The following is an 18942-nucleotide window of genomic DNA, read 5'->3' as shown; positions in this document are numbered from 1 at the left end:
TCACCTCATTATATTATTCATACGGGTATGGAGGCTCAATTAAGAATACCTCTTCCAATTCTTGATAAGTGAAATCTTCTGCCTGTTCCCATGTCAATCCGAAGGTTTCAACTTCTTCCCATGGCAAGTATGAATATTTAAATTTCACTTCTAAATGCCTTGGAATTACTTCGTCTAAAGCTTCACGGATATCTTTGATGTTACTCGGTTCTCCTCTTTTACCAAGAATCCTGAAATCCACGATTCCTGCACTTGGTAATTCGTTTATTTCCGAAAAATAGAATTCGTCCATGACATTCTTTAAAACAGAAGGTGTTACTGTACCAATGCCTGTTGCTTTTTTCTTAATTTCTAAACGCCTATCAGAAATTGCTTCATTACGTTTTTTCACTCCAACAAAATTCTCCCAATCATTTATTGAGTAAGTTGCAGTGCTGATAAAGAACTGATTGAATAATTCTTCTAGCTTAGCGTTAAGTCGAGTAAATTCATTCGCTTCTGAATAAAACAACGAACGAAAATCTTTAAATTCTTGATAAAATTGGGGTAAGTAGCTCAGCATCGATTCTCCAATTTCACGATCATAGACATATGCTTCCAATCTTGCACGACTGACAAGTTCTCCTTGTACTGTCTTGAATTTATGAGTCTTTGTTTTTACCAAAGCAGTTCCGATTGGGATTGCTTTGGTGTATTTAATTATCGTGGAGTTAGTTAATGGTACGGTAGCAATCCCAATCACATTAATCGATGTTTTCATAATCTTTACTACGAGTACCTCGATTGAAGCTGTTGCGCTAACACTTGTTTTTCCATAAAAAATGCGACTAGCTTTTGAAACAGCTGTCGCATTCCCTTTTAAATCTATTGGATCAATTAATACTTCGACCATGTTTCAGCACCGCCTTTAAGCAAGCGTAACGGTAATATCGCCTGCTGCTATTTTTAGTTGGTCGCTCGAAGCTATCGTTTTCGAATTAGTCAATGCACCATGGTATAAAAGATTCCCTGAAGTATTTGCATCAAGTATTCCTATATGTGTTACCGTTCCCCAATTAGCTGTAGCGATTGGATATAGCACATCAGCCGCACTAGATACCACACCATTCGTTGGAGCGCTGAATGTGATAACTTGCCTTGCATATGCCCCTCCAGTTACCTCAGTTCCTGTTTTTGCGTCGGTGGGGTCACTTGTATATAAAGCAAGATGCACTGTCGTTGGTGGCGTCCATGCCGTCCCTCGTAGTGTAGCGTTTAGTATTGCATTTTCTAGATAATCACTCATTGCTGCCATGTATTATTGCCTCCTTTTATGTTGTTAAAGTTAATGTACCTAGTACCGGTACTTCATCAGATGCTAAAGCGATGTTTGCTGTACCACCGTTAATTTCTAACTCCGAGTAATCGAGTACATCTTCGCCATCAAGTAGAGCGTTCCCGATTGCTGTATATCGCACTGCATCCTCCACACTCGCAATCGCTTTAAAGTAATTCGTAATGATCTCGCTAACAGAAGTTTTAGCAGCTTCAATACCTGCTCCGTCTTGTAATGTTAATTTAGCTGTAACGCCTATGATTCGCTCAGTAACACCGACCACTGTGACGATTGCACCCACTGGTCGTACACTCTCAATATAATCATTCGTGTTCGCTATTACGAGTGGAGAGGGACTTCTGCCATCGTTATTCATGATTACAACTTTAACCGTATTAGGCCCATCCCATTGTTCATGAATGCTTGCCTTAGCTACACCAGTAACTTCTTTCGCCCACTTTTCATACTCAAATGCGTTCCCACTGGATGATGGTTTTGTAATCTTTTCTTCTAATGCAATAAGCAAACTATCGTCCATCTGCTCTTCTTGTCCTGGTATTAATACATCCATTAATTCGGCTGTTCCGAGTCCGTCAATACTTTCAACTGGAATCAATTGACCAAATGGCCTATTTCCAGATTCCCCAGGTAACTCGGCTTCCATTAAATAGTTTCCAATACTTACTCTTTCGATAGCTTCATAGGTTAGATTGTCGATAGTGAAACGATTGTTTAATGGGATATTCATTAGTTCTCCGTCTGAATCCTTGAAGATTGCTTTGCGAACTGCAGGAGTAGCCAACTTTCGAAACACTCCAAAGTCTGCGGCCCTCAAATCTAATAAATCCCCATCTGTCGTCTTACCAAATATCAACCGATACATGATGCCCATTGTGTAATACACCTGTGCAATTTCCATTGCTGCAGGTGCTAGTGCATCAAATATAATAGATCCTTCACGTTTATCAATATCATCCGGAATACGATTCAGCATTCTTTCGATAATCGCTTCATAGCTTTCTTCCTCAAACAATGATGCTCACCTCTCTTAATACGTCTACATCACCGTATATCGTTAAAACCGTAAACGTAACCACCGCTTTATCCTTTTCAAAATCAAGCGCAAAATCTTCGATTGATGTTATTCGACCATCTTGTAACAGGGCTTCTTTTATTCTACGTGGCAATTCAGCACGAACTAGCACACGATTATTCCCCGTCATGTTCTCAAAACCATAATCATCAGAATAAATTAGATGTTCGAACCTGTCTGTCTGTAGTAACTTAAATATCGTCTGTTCCATAGCGTTCAAACCATCTACCATGCCTAAACATCGACCTCGCTCAAAGTCTAACTTGTACGTTCGAGTGGGTAATTCTGCTTCGTCAGTCACTTCAACTTCTTCAGATACTGCAAAATCTCCGAATGGTAGTACCATCAATCCACCACCTTATCTGATACCAGGTATTGTTGACCGCCTTGAACACGAAACAACGCCACTCTGTCATTAACTTTTAACCCTTCACGGATAACAATCTTGCTTAACGCAGAAGTGCCACCGTGATTATGAGTGAAGTCTATTTCTAGTTTTTTCACACGTTCGGTCATTATCAGGAAGTCTTTTGTTAGCTTCAATTTCTGGCTGATTTCAATTTCAATAGGCGACACCTTCACCACAGTACCGATTACGATATTCACAGGAGTCTGAGCATCACTTGTTTCGAACGCCATCTGTTTAATCAAGTCAACCATACTCATATGACTGCCACCTCTAGGTTCATCGTGTGGATGCCACCATCCCAATTGTGAGTGCATTCATTAACTAGAAAGTACTCTTTCACTCCTAATTTCTCAATGTAAATCATCACAAAAGAGCCACCACGTACTGCCCAATGTCCCAGGCAATCCAGTGATAGCGATTTAGTTTCCCTATTACGCAGTTTAATCATCTTGTCGGCCAAGTCTTTAATTTGTGCCGAGGTCATGTTTTCATCTACTTTACGAAACTCTTGCAATCGTCCCCATTTAGCAATGTTTTTACTATCTTGGACAATGTACACTTCACGCTTTTTAGTCGTTTTATTATCGTGAACTAATTTGACTCGGTTATATGTTTCTTTATCAATGGATTTCTTATAATCAAATCCATACATTAAACTCTTTTCTCCGATGTAAAATACATCAGCTGATATTTTCATGTTGTCAATATTCTTTAACATCAATGACCCGAAATCATCATAAAACACATAGTTTCGATTTGTAGCAATTAACGTAGAGTCTATTGATTTCATCACAACATCTAACGCTTTTTTATCATCCTCAATTAAAGCGGGTGCAACATATTTCGTATCTTCAAACTTACCCACTTTTAACTTGGCATCAGTGACGACTCTAGTAATCAACTTAGTTGCGGTCATAGCCGGGAATACATAGGTGTCATTAAACATGAGATACTTCAATTGATCGTAAGCTTTTACTTTAACCGTATCATCATCACCAAATGACACCTCGAAAACATACCCAAAAAACACCCCTACTTTACCGTCTTTAACTCGGATGATGCTTCCATTCTCAATTGGATGCTTTAATGGTTCACTGATTACAAAAGTAACGTCCAGCGTCCCAACCTTACCGACTCGGTTCGTTTTCCATTCGACATTAGATACTGGCATATCCCAAACGATGCCATTCTTGTTGTCAATTAATACTTCCATTTATCCACCTCATTTTGGCGGTAATTTAACCTTTAAACCAATAGGCAACCTTCTAAATTGACTATCTTTAATACCATTTAAATTCGCTATTTCCCTGAATCGATTGCCATTCCCTAAAAACTTTTGCGCTACCTTCCACAAGCTGTCACCCTTCACCAGTGAATACGTTTTAGGCTCTGGTTTGGGATTTTGTCTAGGTGGTGCTGCTTTCTTTACCACAACAGGTTTAGGTGCTGCCACCGCTACTTTTTTCGGCTTTTGTACAATCATCTTTTTAGGTGCAAATGGTACATACTTTTTTAGCTTTAGCTCAAAGTAAACATCACCGCTTGCATCAGATTCCTTGAAGTCAAACTTCTCAACGGTTACTAATTCGTTAATCGTGAATGAGCCATCCGCATAAATGTATCGGATCGGCTTCTTTCCAACCTTCCACTTCTTCAAGTAGTCCACATAATAACTAGGCTCAACGTGTGGAGTAACAGCTAAGTGAGTGGGTGACTTAGGAAAATAGGATTCCAACTCATATTCTTCTAAATCCGCAAACTTCGGAACATTAATAGAACCGAGTCCGGAAATGGTATATTCTTCACCATTGCCCGAACCCGATTCATTGACCTCAGAAGGATTTACAGGCAATTGGAAACCTTCTTTGTCACTGTTTGCACTAAAGTAAATTCCGTATGCCATTATGCGTAAACCCCCTCTGTCGAACGATCCATTTCTTCTTTCAAGTATGTTTCAATGGCTGAGATAATCTTCTTAATATCCGCATCTTCTCTAATTGTCATATCACCAAACGTAAAGTTCGGTTGCAAAGTTTGGAAGTTTTGAATAGAACGAATATCGGCAAGTTCTTTCAGCATTTTTAAATCTTCGTCAGCGATGCTGATTTCATCGTCAATTTTACCGATGGAGTCTAGTTTACCCCCTGTTGGATTGACACCTTTACCCCCGCTTCCGCCTTTACCACCTTTTAGATTCGAAGGGACTCCATCAAGCAGACCTTCCAACATGTCTAACCCTTGTGCTTTGTATGGATCAACTGTTGCAGCACCTCCAAGTGTAGGCATTTGGAAGGCTGAACCAGCAGCATATCCTTTTTTCATAGCTTCGGGAATACTCTTTAATTCCATGCGTCCAACACTATTGACATTCTTTTTACTTGTGGGTGCAACTAAGTTATTAGCTATGTTTTTCAATCCATTTGAAATAACATTGCCAGACCCTGTAGCTAAACTGCTTATCGTGCCAAACTTTACCCCTGGTATTTCGTTCATCGCTGTTATTACCTTGTTAATTCCACCTATAGCTATATTAGCTCCATTAACAAATGCATTCCCTAGCGCATTAGCAACATTATCGAATGATCCTGCCATTGAAGTCATGTTATCTATCACCACTTTAGACATGTCATAAAATAGTTTCTCAACAGCGTAAGTAGGATCTACGAATAAATTAAGAAGAAACTCCGAAAACATGGCGAAAATATTCCACATATTCGCAACCACGTTCCAGACCTGAGCGCCTAAGGTAAAGAATAAGGCACCTACATAGGCAAGCATTGTCTCCGACTTAACACCGAACGCTTGAATAACTCCTATCAATACTGTTATTGCAAGAATTATCCAACCTATTGGTCCCATTGCTGCAAGCCACGCTCTACCCATGTTATAAAGCCCCACCACTGCCGAGGGAATTAGTGTAGTAATCAATAACGTAAAGGCAAGCGTAACTGTCGGCCAATAATCATCTATCACCGTGGCGACCCAAATTGCCCCCTCGGCCATTGCAGCCATAAGTGTAGCGGCAATCGTTAATGACATAGCTAGGTTTCTAAAGAAGCCGTCAAACCTTCCTTCTTCAAAAGCTTCATTTAATCTTTCAATTACAGGTTTGAACGCATCAAGTGCTGGGCCTAGATAGGTAGGTATCTTTTTTACTAATTCAGTAAAATTGCTGATACCCCTTGTGATTGGTTCAATGAAATCCTCCAACATTTTATCTCCAGCATTACGCATGGAAGATTTAAAGGTGTCAATCGTTCCAATTATCGTTCCCTTCACACCAGCCATTGATCCACCGAATTGTTTCTCCATACCTTCAACCAATCCTGTTATCGCTTGTGCAGAACTTACTGCTCCGCTTGTTATTTGTTTCTTCATTTCCATTGCTGATACTCCTGCGGCATTACCTAACATTTCATAAGCGTTCACACCGTACTTAGCAAGTCGGTTCACTTCCATTGCGGTTATCCTGCCTTGCGTCTGAATAACCCCGAATATGTCAGCCATGTTCTGCATGTCGGCATTACTGCCACCGACCGCGGCCACTGTATCACCGAGAGCTTGCATAATGGGGAATGTGTTCTTTGCTTCGATTCCAAAGGCTATTAAGTTCCGACTCGATTCAAGCAGGTCTGGGAATGCGAAAGGTGTCGTTAACGCAAATGAGTACATATCATCCATATATTGTTTGGCCTTTTCTGCGTCACCCAAAAACACTGTAAATGCAGCAGATGATTGTTGTTTTAATACTTGGAAATCAAAACCTCTTTTAAAAATATCTCCAAGGAATGATTTAGCCATATTCAAAGCTTTATATGCACCGACTGCGGCTAGCAACCCTGTAACCATTGAGCCGATTCCGGGCAATCCTCCACTTATCGCATTGTTGTATTTCTCTTGTTGACTTGCAGCTTTACCTGCTCCATCGCCCGCTGAACCAGTAGCACTTGTAAGTCTTGTCATATCAGCAGATGCGTTATCAATTGCTTTCCTTGCTTTTTCCAAGCCTTTTGTATCAATGCTATTCGCTGTACTATCCATCTTCTCCATGACTTTGATAGTGCTGTCCATAGCTTTCATCATCTTCATGAGTGGACCTGTTAATTTATCTTGTAAGGATAGTGACGTTTGTACACCTGACATCTTTCCACCACCTTTTATCATAAGAAAAAGCACCCCATTTGGAGTGCTTCAAATTAAAACATTGTTCCTATCAATATTTTGTACATTTTTTCATTAATTTCTATTAGCGATTTTTTTCCATCTAGAAATTCTATGGCGATTGTATGTGTCCCCTTACTTTTTGCTGACAATCCTGCCAACAAACCAACAGGTCCTAACAACACTCCGCCAACCAACCCCCTAGATACTCCGCTTACTGCGCTTTTTCTATGCTCTTCAGTAATTACCTCGTAAGAAGCTACCGTTTTTTTGTTAAGTGGAATCTTTTCGATGAAACCCGTAAATAAGAATACCTCTTGTTTGCTAAATACAGATTCCCTTGCGATTAAAATACTTTTACCTACATTGTCTCCTGCGACAACCTTATTTTTAGACATTTTATCCCCACGTCCTCTTTTATACTATTATAACCTATAAAAGGATAATGGGTGTGTTATTTCCTATTCATCTTATCAGCGTCTTTCTTCTCCTGGGCAAGCTGAACCTTAATGCTCGCTATCAGAAAAGCGCGTTCTTTTCGAGGCATTTCAAGAAATTGCATAGGCATTAAATTAAACCGATGGATAGCTATGTGAGCATATACTGACATAGCGTCCCCATCGTCTATTAGTTTTTTGCTTCTTCAATCTCGTCATCAGCCGAAACATCAATTCCGCTGATTTCTGTTACTTTTTCAAGTATCTGATTTGCCTCACCTAGGTAAAACATTTTAGAGTATAGGTTTTCAGCCCCGAGTACGCCATATGATGTTTGTAATTCCTTGTCGTTTAAATCGGGAAATACAATAGATGCCGTACAAATCGAACGGTTATACTCAACTACGTCAAATACTCGTTCTTGCTTACCTTTTTTACCAGCCTTGTTCTTGAAACAGCGCTCGTTGATTAGATCAGCTTCTTCTGATAACAACGGACGTAATACAATTTCTTCTGGAAAACGTGCTAATTTAATAGACTCGTTTTCCGTTTCCTTGACATTCCCTTTTAAAAACGACTCGAATTTACTCATAATATGGTTTCCCCCTGTTTAATTAATGGATGTAAATTGATTCAATAAATCAAAGTCATCAAATGTGAATGAAATGTCCTCTTTCAATACATCATCAGAATCACCGTCAAGCATTGCAAGTAAAGCACCATCTGGAACGATGTTCTTTACCAATGTTGTTTGCTTACCCGCATCACTTGCCACATCATCATTGACAACCATTGCATCAAAGATGGGAGAGCGACCAGTACGCAAGTAATCTAGCGCCATAGCACGCATCTCTGGACGATGGTAATACACTGTCATACTACCAGTACCTTTAGCGCCTACAATCTTAGAACCATCCATACGTGCGCCAATGCGCTTAACATCGGCCTTAGTATACTCAATACTAGATTCAAACTTTGTGATCTCAGCGAACTCTAGTGAACGTCCACCGATTGTCAAAAACAATGAACCCTCTTTGCCACTGATCGCATCTTTCGTTTCCATAACTACCAATTAGTCCACCTCCATTATTTACAATTCACAGTCATGTATAGTTTTTCCATTGCATCTTGAATCGTGATACCTGAATCAGTAACAAGTGAATCCTTCTCAATTCCTTGTGTAATCCTAATTTCTTCTGACGTGTATTCGATCGCTTCTATGTTAGCAAGTGGCTCGTAAATGATTTTAATCAGGCTTGCTTTAAACAAGTTTCGACCGTTCTCGTTATTCGTGACTTTACCAATAAACGATGTTGTAAAGATGCGATGCGTATTATTAGAAATTGCATCCATTGTACGCACGATCTTATTCTTGCGGAAATCTTGATTCTTTTCAGCCGTGAATGTTTTAAACGTGTTAATGTCTTGTTCGACTACCACACGGTCATTGCTACGCGTGTAGATGATATGCCCGTCAAGTAATGCCTGTACAATTTCTGGGCTAGTCTTACGCTCACAATCAATTGCACCTGGATACTCTGCATATGTTAACGAATCGACACCAGCGTTTGCATAAGCACCTGCGTAAAAGTATAGAGAGTTACTAGCGGTTAGCGTTTCGCCACCTTCTAGCGTCACACCATTTAGTACAGAAACTGTACTTTCATGGTCAGCAGTAGCGTAATCATTCGTTACAAACGCTACATTCTTTCCTGCATCTTCGCGGAGTTGTTTAACTTTTAACGTAAACAGTGCTTTTAGTTCTTCTTCGTCAGTTCCGAGCGCAATAACTTTAAATGTTTGTGTATCAAGACCCGATGCAACAGCATTATAAGATTCATTAGTAGCAGCAACAGTTGTTCCAGCCGCTAGTGTTACAGTCGCATCACCTACTGGGAATGTGCCTGAGAACGTTACATAGTCATTCGCAACCAAGCCAGTAACTTCAGCAGCAGTTTGTGAGTCCACTTCTTCACCTGATAGGTACGTTTTGACTGTAGAATCACCGATACCTTTTGTGAACTTAACAGAAAGCTTATTTCCATCTGTACCACCATGTTTAGCAGTGACGACGAATGTAGTATCTGTTCCTGTCGCCTTTATTCCTTCACCATTAACGTTGTATACAGTGACTTTTCCAGTGCCTTTAAACGCTTCACGCAACTGTTTGATATCTTTCAACGGCGAACCGAATAGCGCCTTGAAATCGCTTGTAGGTGTCACCTCAATGAACTTACCAACCTCTCCCCAATTTAACGGGATTGGAAGAATCACCGCACCTGTTAAATCGAGTCCTGCATCAGCAAGTGAGTTAGTTTTAAAGTTTACATATGCACCAGGGCGCACTTTATCTTGTTTGTTCCAATTTCCACCACTCATTTACTTTTGACCTCCTTTTTCTTCCACTTTGTAACAATTGATTTAACTTCATCCTGTGAATAGGTTTCTCCATCTTTCAACAAGATTTGTAGAATGTTACGTTCGTTCTGATCTGTTTCAGCATCCACATGAGCCGACTTGCTGAATTTATTAATCTTTGGTTTCAATCGTTACACCTCCGAGAGTATTCATTTTATCGCCTGTGTTGACTTCCTTCAGTAATGCTCGAATATTAAATGTAATTACTAGAACGTCATCATTCATCGACCCTTCAATGTTGTGGACGTGGTGTTTATTTCCTATCATTCTAAAGTTAGTCTGAAAGGTTTCTAGCACCCCGTCACACTCTGTCCGTCTTTCATCAATAGATAGGGGAAAGTAGTTGATATTCACCGTATAGGTGCGTTCAACCATATTCAGTCCCGTATTTTGTGTGGTATCGACTAGCAACATTTGAAAGGATGGAGTTACGAGCCCTTGTTGAACAGGTTCGTCATACACTTTCAGTTCTCCGAATACATTGCGTATCCGGGCAATCATGAGGGACTTCAAATTATTCACCAAAGATTCGCCTCATTTCTTTTTCGACTTCTTTCTTCCACATGTTCGGGGCAATCCGTTCCATTTCGTCTTTTGTTAATTTCAACATAAATCGACCTTCAACCCAGCCCACAGTTTTACCAGCAACCACAACCCTGTGTCCTTTTTCGACAAAAGAAGCATATTCTAATTGGTTATAGATAAGGATCGTGTACGTATCACCTTTTTTAATAATGTGATACTTCCAATTCTGACGTAAATCACCAGTATCGACAGGAGTCATTTTCTTAACTTTGCGTATAGCTAATTGAGCAACACGTTTAGCTACTTTCAGATGAATGGCATGGGAAGTTTTGTTTAGTTTAATCAAGTTTTGCTTAATTTTATATACTTCGCTAAACTCAAAACCCATTAAGCCCACTCCTTGCGAATGAGCAAGACTTCTTGATGTGAGATATAAACGAATGGCTCTTTAGCTGATTCATACTTCACACCATTTACCGCCATTCTATCGCCAGCTTTTACTTCCACAGCGGGAGAGAGAAATAGCTTGGTATCGTATTGAATCTGATTGCCATCACCTTGTACTGTGTTATCCAGCTTCACTGACGATAATCGACAAGGTACGTCCGTATGAATAGGTTCCCATCGTTGACCATCCGCACCGCTAGGTTTCCTGTATTCGACATAACGCTGAATCTCAACCATTTTATCATTCATGAACTCAACCGCACTTGTTGCTTTAGCTAAGATGGATTGAATGTTCATAGCTACCACCTTAACTTTCGGAACTTATTCAATTGACTCGAATAGTCAAATATCAATGATTCTGTAGACTTTTCACCAACAGAAAGGGTGACGCTACTGAAATCAACAGTAACATCACCCTCTTTAATAGATTTAACCGCTACATTACCTTCTGGATCTAAACCTCTAGTTTCACCTTTGATGAAATCGACAACCATATTCGCATGAACGTATTTCAATTCGATTGGTATATCCTCACGATTGCAATAGTTCAATATGGCTTGTCCGACTTCTCCAATGGCAGCAGTTAATTCATCGTCTTTTGTATCGTCACTGATAGATAACTTAGTTTTGACGACTGCCAAGACTTCTTCGATGTAAGACATTCAATCACTCCTTATGGAGCAGACAGCGTTAACACGTGAGTATCAGTGAAACTGCCATCTGTCGTTGTTACTGAGGTTGTATAAACGCCCACTTCTGTTAGGTCCGTCCATTCGATTAAACCGGTAGCGCTAACTGTTAAACCAGTAGCCGATGGATCGATGCTATACGTCACTGTTTTATCAAGTGCTGTACTTGGTTCAATTGCGGCCGTTAACTGACGACTTGCCGCTGTTCCTGTATTAGCAGTGGAAGTTTTAGGTGTTAACGTTACGCCCGTGACTCCCTCGTCCTCAGAGGGGGAATCAGGGTGTTTTCACTACTTTTACAACCGCAATCTTATTGTCGTCTAGGATAAATTCACCCGCACGTCCAGCACCCTGTAAAGCTACACCGTCAAAATCCTCTGACTCGATTGTACGAGCTGTGTTAATACCCGTGAACGCTTTACCCACACCTTGGATATACGCATAAGCATATTCATCTGTTTGTAGTTGAGCATCTGGAATTTCTTCGATTAAGAAACCTTTAAACTTAATGATTCCGTTCTCGTCAATATTCGCAGATGAATTTTTGCCGCTAGTTGTTAGTGGGTGGTCAACGATAGCGTTATATAGCGCAGGATTAACCTTTGCAGTTTTAACTCCCACCGCTTCAATGTTGACAAAATAGGTAGATAACGTGTTAAAAAGTTCTAGCACCGAATCCGCAGTGTAGTCAGCCAGTTTTTCCTCATGTCCTGCAACTGTTGAAATAAACAGGCTATGTTTTGCGTTAAATTGACCAATTTTCGCTTGCGCTTGTAAGTCCAAACGATCAGCAACAGCCGAGTTCATATCGTTATTTACTGTGAAGCGGTCAATACCTTCGTGAATCGCCCACTCCCATGTATAAGGTACTGGTGTATTCGTGTAGATGATTTCTTTTCGTTCACCGAATCGACTTGTAGATGATGTACCTGTGCCCATTCCGATGTTCGCGCCTTTATTATACGTTCCAACCACCACTGGAATGTCGGACGTTTTTACCGAGAAAGCGCTATCGTTATGCTGTACACCGTCAAGTGCTTCAAGTGAACCTCCGAAAAAGTCTGCGAAGTATGCACGCTTTTCAAACACCGCTTGTAATAGCGCCTTGAATTGTGGTTGATAACTCTTTGCTGCTTGATTGTTGTTTTCTGTGCCTGCGAAGTGCTGGATATCCAATCGTAGGTGTAATTTTGGTTTCTCTTGTAACTTGAATTTATTAATCTCCATTAATAATCACTCTTTTCGTTTTTATTGGTATTTTTCTAGTTTTGCAGCGAATGGATCAAACGGTTTCGGCTCACCTTGGTTTCCTTCCAATGGTTTAGCACCGCTTAATGTATTCGTTTCGTCCTTTTCTGGAACAAACAAAAAAGACTTCGATTCTTGCAGCGTTTTAATCTGCTCATCAAGTCCTTTAGTAATGTTTCCCTCTTCACCTAATTCAATTGTCGCTTTGTCAATCAGACCAGCAACTAGATCAGCATCATGCACTTTGCCAGCCAATGCTAGTTTCAATGCTCCGCTAAGTTGTGTATCTTTTAGACGAGTTGCAAACTCCGTTTTCTCCGTGTCGTATTTACTTTGTAACTCGGTAAGTTGAGTCTGTAACTCTTCATTACCCTTTGCCTTACCCTGTAACTCTTTCAGGTCACTGTCACGTTGTGTGAGCTGTCCTGCTAAGTCCTCATTGCTTGCTTGTAGTTCGGCAACCTTTGACTTTTGGGATTCGATAGCTTTACCATGTTCGGCCATTGCCTTATTCACGGCTTCATCATCAAGTCCTAAGCCTTTTAGAAATTCTCTGTTCATATTTATCTACTCCTTTGGTTTACGATTTATTACGCAGTTACGTCTGCGAACCGCATTGATAGTTTACGTCCACAAATGCTAAGATGACGAGTTGTATATATTCATTCGAAAATCGGTCTAACTTTAACTATTTCCAAGGCTTGTTCAGTAGTGAACCCTTCTGCAACAAGGCTGTCGTATTTCGCTTTCATCCCCTTCGCTTGTGGAACAAAAAGTGCGAAGGCATATGGAAGTACCTCTTTATATTCGTCGATACCTTTTTGGTATTCACTTCTTGTATCAAGTTTTCTTAGCTTTCCACCTTCAACAGCTTTCATCTAAATCTCCCCCAACTCGTAATGGCTACATAACGGAGTAGCGAACCGAGATTGTGGATCACTTCCTTTCGGATTCGACCTTGTACACTTTAGGCTCATAAACATGACCGCAATGATGACATTGAACAACCTTGTTAAAAGGATTCCACTTGATAGCTTCCGCATCTTTATTACAACAATTTGCTCCCATCTCTGTTCACCACCTTTACTCAATGTTTTTGCCATACCATTCTTCATAAGTTATCGAATTTATCAATCCATCAGCAGATTGACGCTGTTCATTGTCCATGTATTCCGCTTCGTCAAACCACGGGATCGTTGTTGTTCGACACCGCACATGAAAAGGATTCGCTGTAACTCCAGGCTCGTAATCTTTCAAGTCGTACACCTTACCGTCCTGACCTCTACATATTGAAGATGTTCGACTGTCAAGAGTTGCTAGGATCTCGTATTTCTCAATATCCGCATCAACATAACTGTTTTGTGCAGCAAGGCCATGGAAGAAGTTGGTTTCTGTCCTGACAAGTGCTTCAACTCGTGAACGTGTAACGTCTGTTGCATCCATAATGGCTTTAGTTGTCTTTTGTAATGAACGACCGGATGCAAAACTTCTTTCCAGTTCTTTACGAATCGTAAGAAGTGCGCCCGATTGATGGTCCCATATTCTGTTGGAGAACTCTTTGCCACTCCAATTGTAGGTTAGTACACCTCGCATTGTTTTGTCTGATATAGCAGATACAGTACCAGTCAATGCCCCAGCTTGCGCTAAATCGTACATAGTTTTGAAATAAGAGCCTTGATACACCTCAGCTAATCCCGTATATGTGTACTGTTGCAATCCATTGGAACTGCCATATAGTTCAACCATCCGCATTTCAATACTCAAATTCAATGCTTCTAGTCTTGAAATACGTACACGATAACTTGTAGCATTTAATATTCTTTCGTATTGTGGATTTCCAGACATCGACATTGCACGGAATCGTTTCAAATCGATGTTCTTAAAGTCGCTTAATTCTTTAGCGGTTAGATACTTTCTAGCTTCACTCAGCGTAATCTGATTATCTACTGAATATCTTGCGTAAAAGGTTTCAATTTGTCGCATGATGTCCTGTTGGGCTTCTCGTAAACTGACATCCATTCTTGCTAGATACTTGCTTGCAACTAGCTGTGACTCCATTTCACGTTGAGTTGAACGAACTTGCCAATACTTCTTACTCGTCACCATCTGGATTCACATCCTTCGGCGGAAACTTATATTCAGCTTTCAGTTCAGCTTCTTGCTCTTCCAATCTATCTTCAACCTGGTCCGTATACCACGGATGATTCTCTCGGATTGTCTTATCGTCAAGGATGCCAACCGATTTAGCGACATTATCAATAGCTTCAGTTTCGGCAATGATAATATCACGGTTAAATATGATGTTTACTGCTTCATCAAAGAACTTCCCCTTGCCTGTCGCTTCAAGATACGTGTTAATGAAATAAAGCATGTGTTCAATGCTTGACTGGAACTCTGATTCAAGTACGTTACAATCCATATCTAAATCACTGTAACGAAACTTTAAAGCTACACCTGATGCATCACGCAGACTACTTTCTCTTGTATCCACACCTCTACCAAACTCATAGATAGAATTACGGGTACGATCTATCTCTTTTTCTACTGCTTCAGTTTCAATTTCAGCCTGTAGCTTATCCAAGTCCCCATTTTCATCTAACTTAACAGCCATGTATTCATTTAAGTCTGACAAGAACTCCGCTAAGTCCACACCACCGTAATTAACTAGCTTATAAATGAATTTTGGTACATCGGCTAGTAAATCTGCATTGGTTGATGCTTGAAGGTTGTAGTTGTCTACAAGAGACTTGATGCTGTCAACAAGTGGCTGTTCTTCTTCGTTGTATTTAAAATGAATCAGCGGAACTTTACCCCATGTAAATGGCTTGCCATTAAAATTAAAGTAACCAGGCTGTTCACCGTCTTTATTGTGGGAATAATCTTTAATGAGTTTACCGTTATCCATAATGTAAAATTCAATTCCGTTTTCATGGTAAAACTCAACCTTTGTTTTGATTACCTTTTTCTTGTTCTCATATACTGTAACTCCATACACGCGTGTAAATGACAGCACTTGCATATGTTCATTGTCTGCCCAATTGACAATGATCTGTTCTGATGGGAATTTCATGAACGATAATTCGCCAACTTCATTGATGAATGGGTAGAGATAAGCAATACCTTTATTGACTGCTTCCTTGCCTACGTTACGGATCTTCTTTAACATCCCTCGGTCAAATATTTCATCTACTATTTTTTTATACGCTTCATTTTCAGTACCAAACGATGGTTCTTTCGATAATAGATAACCAATCTTCTGGTCAACTAGCTTCTTAGCGAACCCATGAACTAACAACTGATTCGATTTCCACTTAATCTTTTGTTTCTTTTCAGTCAGAATGTCAGCTTTATTCAAGTAATAGCGTTCGCCTATAACCATGTTTTCCCTACGTTCGCTATTCTGCCATTCGGTAATCTCTGACTCCAATACTTCCTCATCAGTAATGACACCTTTAATCATGTTATCAATCACCCCATTCATTCTTTCATGCCAGCGCGGTTTATATAGGTCCTCTATTAGTATTTTAATCACCTCATTTTAGTACAGAAATACTGCTGTTGGTCGCCTTTTCGACAAGCCCTGTCAGTGCATCTGGTGCATCATCGTGTAGGTTCTTACCTATCTTTTGGAATTCTGTAAGATGTTTATAAAACTCAGGCCATCTATCTTTCCAGTCACTTGGGAAGTAGACGTGTTCTTGAACATAGGAACTTTCAGAAAGAATACGAGCCATCTTGTTTTTGGATTGATGAAACCACTTGACTGAAACCTTTTTGGTTTGGAATTCTTCCCAAATTATCCGCTTGACGTTTCTAGCGAACCCCTTACCTCCGTTGTTTGATTCTATATCAGCACGATTCACACCATTTCTTACCAACATGGCAGCAGTCTCACGTTCTGTTGTTTCCATGCCCTCTTGAGTGTAGTAAACATCTTTAATATACAATTCACCTTGATATAACCCAGCGACGATACTGCACAAGAAGTCAGAACCTTCATCGGCAGTATCTGTGTAGTTGACAATCCTTTCATATTGACCAGGTTCAACTTCATACGTTTTCAATGTTTTGTACAAGATCCCCTTAACATCTATCGGTTCTTGCTGATAGTTTGCGGACGCTATATCTTCACCCATTGCACGAACCTTCATGTCATAACTCTCTCTGGACAGTACCTCGTCACACAACATCGTGCCGTCATCTTGTAAGGCTTTCATAGATACGTGACGTATACGTTTACTCTGTTCGCTAAAATGACTCAACGTCATACCTGCTAAATCCTTATTAGCCCAACGAGTCATAATTAAAATTATTTTCCCGCCTTCTTCAAGACGGGATAACATCGTATTCGTGAACCAATCCCAGTGTTTTTCAAGGGTGAGAGAATTATATGCTTCAAGTGAGTTTTTCACCAAGTCGTCAATGATTAGCAATGAAGCACCAAATCCTGTTGCCGTACCGGTTGGTGAAGTAGCAAGATAGTTGTTATATCCACCTTCAAGACTCCACAGGTTCATTGCAGCATCGCCTTGCTTAATTGATACGTTCGGGAATATATCTCGGTAAACAACCATGGTTTCATCGGCTTTTTCTTCTGTAATACCGTTTCTTACCCCTTTAGAAAACATAGTGGACAGAGTTTCATTGTAAGAACCCGTCATTATTTTCTCTTGTTGATTCTTGCCTAAAACCCATTGTGCAAACAGTACAGCCGAACGTGACTTCCCGTGTCTAGGTGGTACGTTAACCACAAGAACTTCATCATCCGATTCATAGAATGATTGCATCTCATTACATAATTCCACTAAATACTCACGATCTTCTGCATAGAAGTCTGGTGCTGTTAAATGACAAAAATAAAAGAACTCGCGATTAGCAAGTTCTAATTTGGCAGCTCTTTTTAAAGCTTCAAGGTTGCTCATTTTTCTATCAGTCGCCTTAATTCTTCTGCGGTCAGTTCCTTCATAGGGTTATTGATATTCATATCGCCACTGTGCTGTATATCACGTTTATCTCGCCAGTCAGCAGGCTTTCTGTTCTTTAGCCAAAATATTTGTGCGGTAGTATCTGGATTGACTTCTTTTGTAACTACTTTGGTAACAGTCAATACATCTTTTTCGGCAATCTCGTCATATACTATTTCTCTAGTGACTTCATCGTACTGGTAGCCAAGCGCACGTTTTAGCAATGCATTCTCAACTTGTCTGTCCACAACTTCTTTCCCTCTTTTTAGGGCAACAGATAACGCAGAATACTTATTACTCCACACCCTTAACGTTTCACTTGTAATTCCTATGTTATGGGCAATTTGATCATTCGTAAGCCCATCTCTAGCCCAACCCTCAATCTTAACCAGGCCTTCATCTGTAAGCCATTCATGGTACTTACCTCGTCGTCCACCTTTATTCTTCTTGACTCTCAATCGCATCACCTCATTATGCTAGTTGCATTCTTTGACATAGAAAAAGCACCCGTTAGGATGCCTTGTAATTTAGTATCGGAAACGTTCCACAAATCCACAGGCCCTACTACAAGCCACTACTTATGATGTTTCCGCATCGTTTATTAAGGTACGATGGTTCGGCCTTTCCACGGGCGTTACGCTTATACCCTTCGAATCAAGACTTAGCGCTGCAATCAGATATAAATAATATGCCTTAACTGTGACATACGGATTGCGCCTGACTAAACCTGTAAAAAAAGATCCCGCAGTTTGTGATGAAGTTTATTTATTCGGCTTTTCCGAGCCGTTGAAACGAACTTGCCTGCGGGAAAAGTGTATAGAATTCTATGGCTAGAAACCTATACTACTAATCTAACACGAAAGTTGACGCTGAAAGTGACATCATTTATTTATGCTGTACAGTACGGATGAGCCATTATTATTTACTCGTTATTATTTGAGCTACCAACCGAATGAAAAACAATGCCAGTCCTGTGATTAAGAGGATATCCACCCATATAGGCACACTTAAACCTCCTTCACGTTATGTTCGTACTGTTTAATTATTTGGAAAGGTCTATGTGTCCATAAACCTCTTTTGGTAGCCAATCACCAAATTCATTTTTAGGTGATAAACCATATCTTAATATTGGATAGTTGCTTGCATCAGCCATAAAGCAATACCAATCTTGATTTAAGTTGAACTCTTTTCTTCCTACTTCCGTCAACTCGTTCAAGGAATAAGATTTCATTTTAA

25 protein-coding genes and 1 pseudogene are annotated in these 18942 nt (G+C 40.1%); all 26 read right to left on the bottom strand.

What is annotated here, in order from left to right:
• Window positions 1-13 precede the first annotated feature (13 nt).
• Window positions 14-892, bottom strand: a complete 879-nt coding sequence (locus ACXYMX_RS00510; protein ID WP_459042252.1) for a putative phage tail protein — start codon at window positions 890-892, stop codon at window positions 14-16.
• Between the two features lie 15 nt (window positions 893-907).
• The gene (locus tag ACXYMX_RS00505) at window positions 908-1294 is read right to left on the bottom strand and encodes a phage tail fiber protein (protein ID WP_459042251.1); all 387 of its coding nucleotides are present in this window, start codon (window positions 1292-1294) and stop codon (window positions 908-910) included.
• A gap of 16 nt (window positions 1295-1310) precedes the next feature.
• The gene (locus tag ACXYMX_RS00500) at window positions 1311-2348 is read right to left on the bottom strand and encodes a baseplate J/gp47 family protein (RefSeq protein ID WP_459042250.1); all 1038 of its coding nucleotides are present in this window, start codon (window positions 2346-2348) and stop codon (window positions 1311-1313) included.
• Window positions 2341-2754 (bottom strand): DUF2634 domain-containing protein, encoded by a 414-nt coding sequence (locus ACXYMX_RS00495; protein ID WP_459042249.1) that lies wholly within the window; start codon window positions 2752-2754, stop codon window positions 2341-2343. Before ACXYMX_RS00495 ends, ACXYMX_RS00500 begins: the two co-directional genes overlap by 8 nt.
• Window positions 2754-3074, bottom strand: coding sequence for a DUF2577 domain-containing protein (locus ACXYMX_RS00490; protein ID WP_459042248.1), 321 nt, complete (start codon window positions 3072-3074; stop codon window positions 2754-2756). Before ACXYMX_RS00490 ends, ACXYMX_RS00495 begins: the two co-directional genes overlap by 1 nt.
• Window positions 3071-4030: an XkdQ/YqbQ family protein gene (locus tag ACXYMX_RS00485; RefSeq protein ID WP_459042247.1), complete on the bottom strand. Its 960-nt coding sequence runs from the start codon at window positions 4028-4030 to the stop codon at window positions 3071-3073. Before ACXYMX_RS00485 ends, ACXYMX_RS00490 begins: the two co-directional genes overlap by 4 nt.
• A 9-nt stretch (window positions 4031-4039) precedes the next feature.
• Window positions 4040-4720 (bottom strand): LysM peptidoglycan-binding domain-containing protein, encoded by a 681-nt coding sequence (locus tag ACXYMX_RS00480; RefSeq protein ID WP_459042246.1) that lies wholly within the window; start codon window positions 4718-4720, stop codon window positions 4040-4042.
• Window positions 4720-6960: a tape measure protein gene (locus tag ACXYMX_RS00475; RefSeq protein ID WP_459042245.1), complete on the bottom strand. Its 2241-nt coding sequence runs from the start codon at window positions 6958-6960 to the stop codon at window positions 4720-4722. The genes ACXYMX_RS00480 and ACXYMX_RS00475 overlap by 1 nt, the downstream gene beginning before the upstream one ends.
• A gap of 53 nt (window positions 6961-7013) precedes the next feature.
• Window positions 7014-7376, bottom strand: a complete 363-nt coding sequence (locus ACXYMX_RS00470; RefSeq protein WP_459042244.1) for a hypothetical protein — start codon at window positions 7374-7376, stop codon at window positions 7014-7016.
• Window positions 7377-7605: 229 nt separating this feature from the next.
• The gene (locus ACXYMX_RS00465; protein WP_459042243.1) at window positions 7606-8007 is read right to left on the bottom strand and encodes a phage tail assembly chaperone; all 402 of its coding nucleotides are present in this window, start codon (window positions 8005-8007) and stop codon (window positions 7606-7608) included.
• Window positions 8008-8025: 18 nt separating this feature from the next.
• Entirely contained in the window at window positions 8026-8478 is a 453-nt protein-coding gene (locus ACXYMX_RS00460) for a phage tail tube protein (RefSeq protein WP_459042663.1), read from the bottom strand.
• A gap of 23 nt (window positions 8479-8501) precedes the next feature.
• Window positions 8502-9794, bottom strand: coding sequence for a phage tail sheath C-terminal domain-containing protein (locus ACXYMX_RS00455; RefSeq protein WP_459042242.1), 1293 nt, complete (start codon window positions 9792-9794; stop codon window positions 8502-8504).
• On the bottom strand, window positions 9791-9961 hold the full coding sequence (locus tag ACXYMX_RS00450) for a hypothetical protein (RefSeq protein WP_459042241.1): 171 nt from the start codon (window positions 9959-9961) through the stop codon (window positions 9791-9793). The genes ACXYMX_RS00455 and ACXYMX_RS00450 overlap by 4 nt, the downstream gene beginning before the upstream one ends.
• Window positions 9945-10355, bottom strand: coding sequence for a phage tail terminator family protein (locus ACXYMX_RS00445; RefSeq protein ID WP_459042662.1), 411 nt, complete (start codon window positions 10353-10355; stop codon window positions 9945-9947). The genes ACXYMX_RS00450 and ACXYMX_RS00445 overlap by 17 nt, the downstream gene beginning before the upstream one ends.
• Entirely contained in the window at window positions 10348-10746 is a 399-nt protein-coding gene (locus ACXYMX_RS00440) for an HK97 gp10 family phage protein (protein ID WP_459042240.1), read from the bottom strand. The genes ACXYMX_RS00445 and ACXYMX_RS00440 overlap by 8 nt, the downstream gene beginning before the upstream one ends.
• On the bottom strand, window positions 10746-11102 hold the full coding sequence (locus tag ACXYMX_RS00435; RefSeq protein ID WP_459042239.1) for a hypothetical protein: 357 nt from the start codon (window positions 11100-11102) through the stop codon (window positions 10746-10748). Before ACXYMX_RS00435 ends, ACXYMX_RS00440 begins: the two co-directional genes overlap by 1 nt.
• A gap of 2 nt (window positions 11103-11104) precedes the next feature.
• Entirely contained in the window at window positions 11105-11467 is a 363-nt protein-coding gene (locus ACXYMX_RS00430; protein WP_459042238.1) for a phage head-tail connector protein, read from the bottom strand.
• A gap of 11 nt (window positions 11468-11478) precedes the next feature.
• A pseudogene (locus tag ACXYMX_RS00425) lies at window positions 11479-11736 on the bottom strand (putative Ig domain-containing protein); the annotation flags it as partial.
• Between the two features lie 34 nt (window positions 11737-11770).
• Window positions 11771-12721, bottom strand: a complete 951-nt coding sequence (locus tag ACXYMX_RS00420; protein WP_459042237.1) for a phage capsid protein — start codon at window positions 12719-12721, stop codon at window positions 11771-11773.
• A gap of 21 nt (window positions 12722-12742) precedes the next feature.
• Complete coding sequence (locus tag ACXYMX_RS00415; protein WP_459042236.1) at window positions 12743-13303, bottom strand: phage scaffolding protein; 561 nt, start codon at window positions 13301-13303, stop codon at window positions 12743-12745.
• Window positions 13304-13404: 101 nt separating this feature from the next.
• Window positions 13405-13620 carry a hypothetical protein gene (locus ACXYMX_RS00410; RefSeq protein WP_459042235.1) on the bottom strand — a complete coding sequence of 72 codons (216 nt, stop codon included), beginning with the start codon at window positions 13618-13620 and terminating at the stop codon, window positions 13405-13407.
• 205 nt (window positions 13621-13825) lie between these two features.
• Window positions 13826-14848, bottom strand: a complete 1023-nt coding sequence (locus ACXYMX_RS00405) for a minor capsid protein (protein ID WP_459042234.1) — start codon at window positions 14846-14848, stop codon at window positions 13826-13828.
• On the bottom strand, window positions 14835-16202 hold the full coding sequence (locus tag ACXYMX_RS00400; protein WP_459042233.1) for a phage portal protein: 1368 nt from the start codon (window positions 16200-16202) through the stop codon (window positions 14835-14837). Before ACXYMX_RS00400 ends, ACXYMX_RS00405 begins: the two co-directional genes overlap by 14 nt.
• A gap of 73 nt (window positions 16203-16275) precedes the next feature.
• On the bottom strand, window positions 16276-17664 hold the full coding sequence (gene terL / locus ACXYMX_RS00395) for a phage terminase large subunit (protein WP_459042232.1): 1389 nt from the start codon (window positions 17662-17664) through the stop codon (window positions 16276-16278).
• Window positions 17661-18164 carry a helix-turn-helix domain-containing protein gene (locus ACXYMX_RS00390; protein WP_459042231.1) on the bottom strand — a complete coding sequence of 168 codons (504 nt, stop codon included), beginning with the start codon at window positions 18162-18164 and terminating at the stop codon, window positions 17661-17663. Before ACXYMX_RS00390 ends, terL begins: the two co-directional genes overlap by 4 nt.
• A 584-nt stretch (window positions 18165-18748) precedes the next feature.
• Window positions 18749-18937: a hypothetical protein gene (locus ACXYMX_RS00385; RefSeq protein ID WP_459042230.1), complete on the bottom strand. Its 189-nt coding sequence runs from the start codon at window positions 18935-18937 to the stop codon at window positions 18749-18751.
• Window positions 18938-18942 lie beyond the last annotated feature (5 nt).

It is taken from the genome of Sporosarcina sp. CAU 1771, assembly GCF_054482775.1.
Note: the sequence above shows the minus strand (reverse complement) of the source record. Positions and strands in the feature narration are given on the sequence as shown.

Excerpts from the sequence above, each read along its gene's own strand:
- ACXYMX_RS00510 (WP_459042252.1), bottom strand. The coding sequence starts at position 892 with ATGGTCGAAGTATTAATTGATCCAATAGATTTAAAAGGGAATGCGACA.
- ACXYMX_RS00505 (WP_459042251.1), bottom strand. The coding sequence starts at position 1,294 with ATGGCAGCAATGAGTGATTATCTAGAAAATGCAATACTAAACGCTACA.
- ACXYMX_RS00495 (WP_459042249.1), bottom strand. The coding sequence starts at position 2,754 with ATGGTACTACCATTCGGAGATTTTGCAGTATCTGAAGAAGTTGAAGTG.
- ACXYMX_RS00490 (WP_459042248.1), bottom strand. The coding sequence starts at position 3,074 with ATGAGTATGGTTGACTTGATTAAACAGATGGCGTTCGAAACAAGTGAT.
- ACXYMX_RS00485 (WP_459042247.1), bottom strand. The coding sequence starts at position 4,030 with ATGGAAGTATTAATTGACAACAAGAATGGCATCGTTTGGGATATGCCA.
- ACXYMX_RS00480 (WP_459042246.1), bottom strand. The coding sequence starts at position 4,720 with ATGGCATACGGAATTTACTTTAGTGCAAACAGTGACAAAGAAGGTTTC.
- ACXYMX_RS00475 (WP_459042245.1), bottom strand. The coding sequence starts at position 6,960 with ATGTCAGGTGTACAAACGTCACTATCCTTACAAGATAAATTAACAGGT.
- ACXYMX_RS00470 (WP_459042244.1), bottom strand. The coding sequence starts at position 7,376 with ATGTCTAAAAATAAGGTTGTCGCAGGAGACAATGTAGGTAAAAGTATT.
- ACXYMX_RS00465 (WP_459042243.1), bottom strand. The coding sequence starts at position 8,007 with ATGAGTAAATTCGAGTCGTTTTTAAAAGGGAATGTCAAGGAAACGGAA.
- ACXYMX_RS00460 (WP_459042663.1), bottom strand. The coding sequence starts at position 8,478 with ATGGAAACGAAAGATGCGATCAGTGGCAAAGAGGGTTCATTGTTTTTG.
- ACXYMX_RS00455 (WP_459042242.1), bottom strand. The coding sequence starts at position 9,794 with ATGAGTGGTGGAAATTGGAACAAACAAGATAAAGTGCGCCCTGGTGCA.
- ACXYMX_RS00440 (WP_459042240.1), bottom strand. The coding sequence starts at position 10,746 with ATGGGTTTTGAGTTTAGCGAAGTATATAAAATTAAGCAAAACTTGATT.
- ACXYMX_RS00435 (WP_459042239.1), bottom strand. The coding sequence starts at position 11,102 with ATGAACATTCAATCCATCTTAGCTAAAGCAACAAGTGCGGTTGAGTTC.
- ACXYMX_RS00430 (WP_459042238.1), bottom strand. The coding sequence starts at position 11,467 with ATGTCTTACATCGAAGAAGTCTTGGCAGTCGTCAAAACTAAGTTATCT.
- ACXYMX_RS00420 (WP_459042237.1), bottom strand. The coding sequence starts at position 12,721 with ATGGAGATTAATAAATTCAAGTTACAAGAGAAACCAAAATTACACCTA.
- ACXYMX_RS00415 (WP_459042236.1), bottom strand. The coding sequence starts at position 13,303 with ATGAACAGAGAATTTCTAAAAGGCTTAGGACTTGATGATGAAGCCGTG.
- ACXYMX_RS00410 (WP_459042235.1), bottom strand. The coding sequence starts at position 13,620 with ATGAAAGCTGTTGAAGGTGGAAAGCTAAGAAAACTTGATACAAGAAGT.
- ACXYMX_RS00405 (WP_459042234.1), bottom strand. The coding sequence starts at position 14,848 with ATGGTGACGAGTAAGAAGTATTGGCAAGTTCGTTCAACTCAACGTGAA.
- ACXYMX_RS00400 (WP_459042233.1), bottom strand. The coding sequence starts at position 16,202 with ATGATTAAAGGTGTCATTACTGATGAGGAAGTATTGGAGTCAGAGATT.
- terL (WP_459042232.1), bottom strand. The coding sequence starts at position 17,664 with ATGAGCAACCTTGAAGCTTTAAAAAGAGCTGCCAAATTAGAACTTGCT.
- ACXYMX_RS00385 (WP_459042230.1), bottom strand. The coding sequence starts at position 18,937 with ATGAAATCTTATTCCTTGAACGAGTTGACGGAAGTAGGAAGAAAAGAG.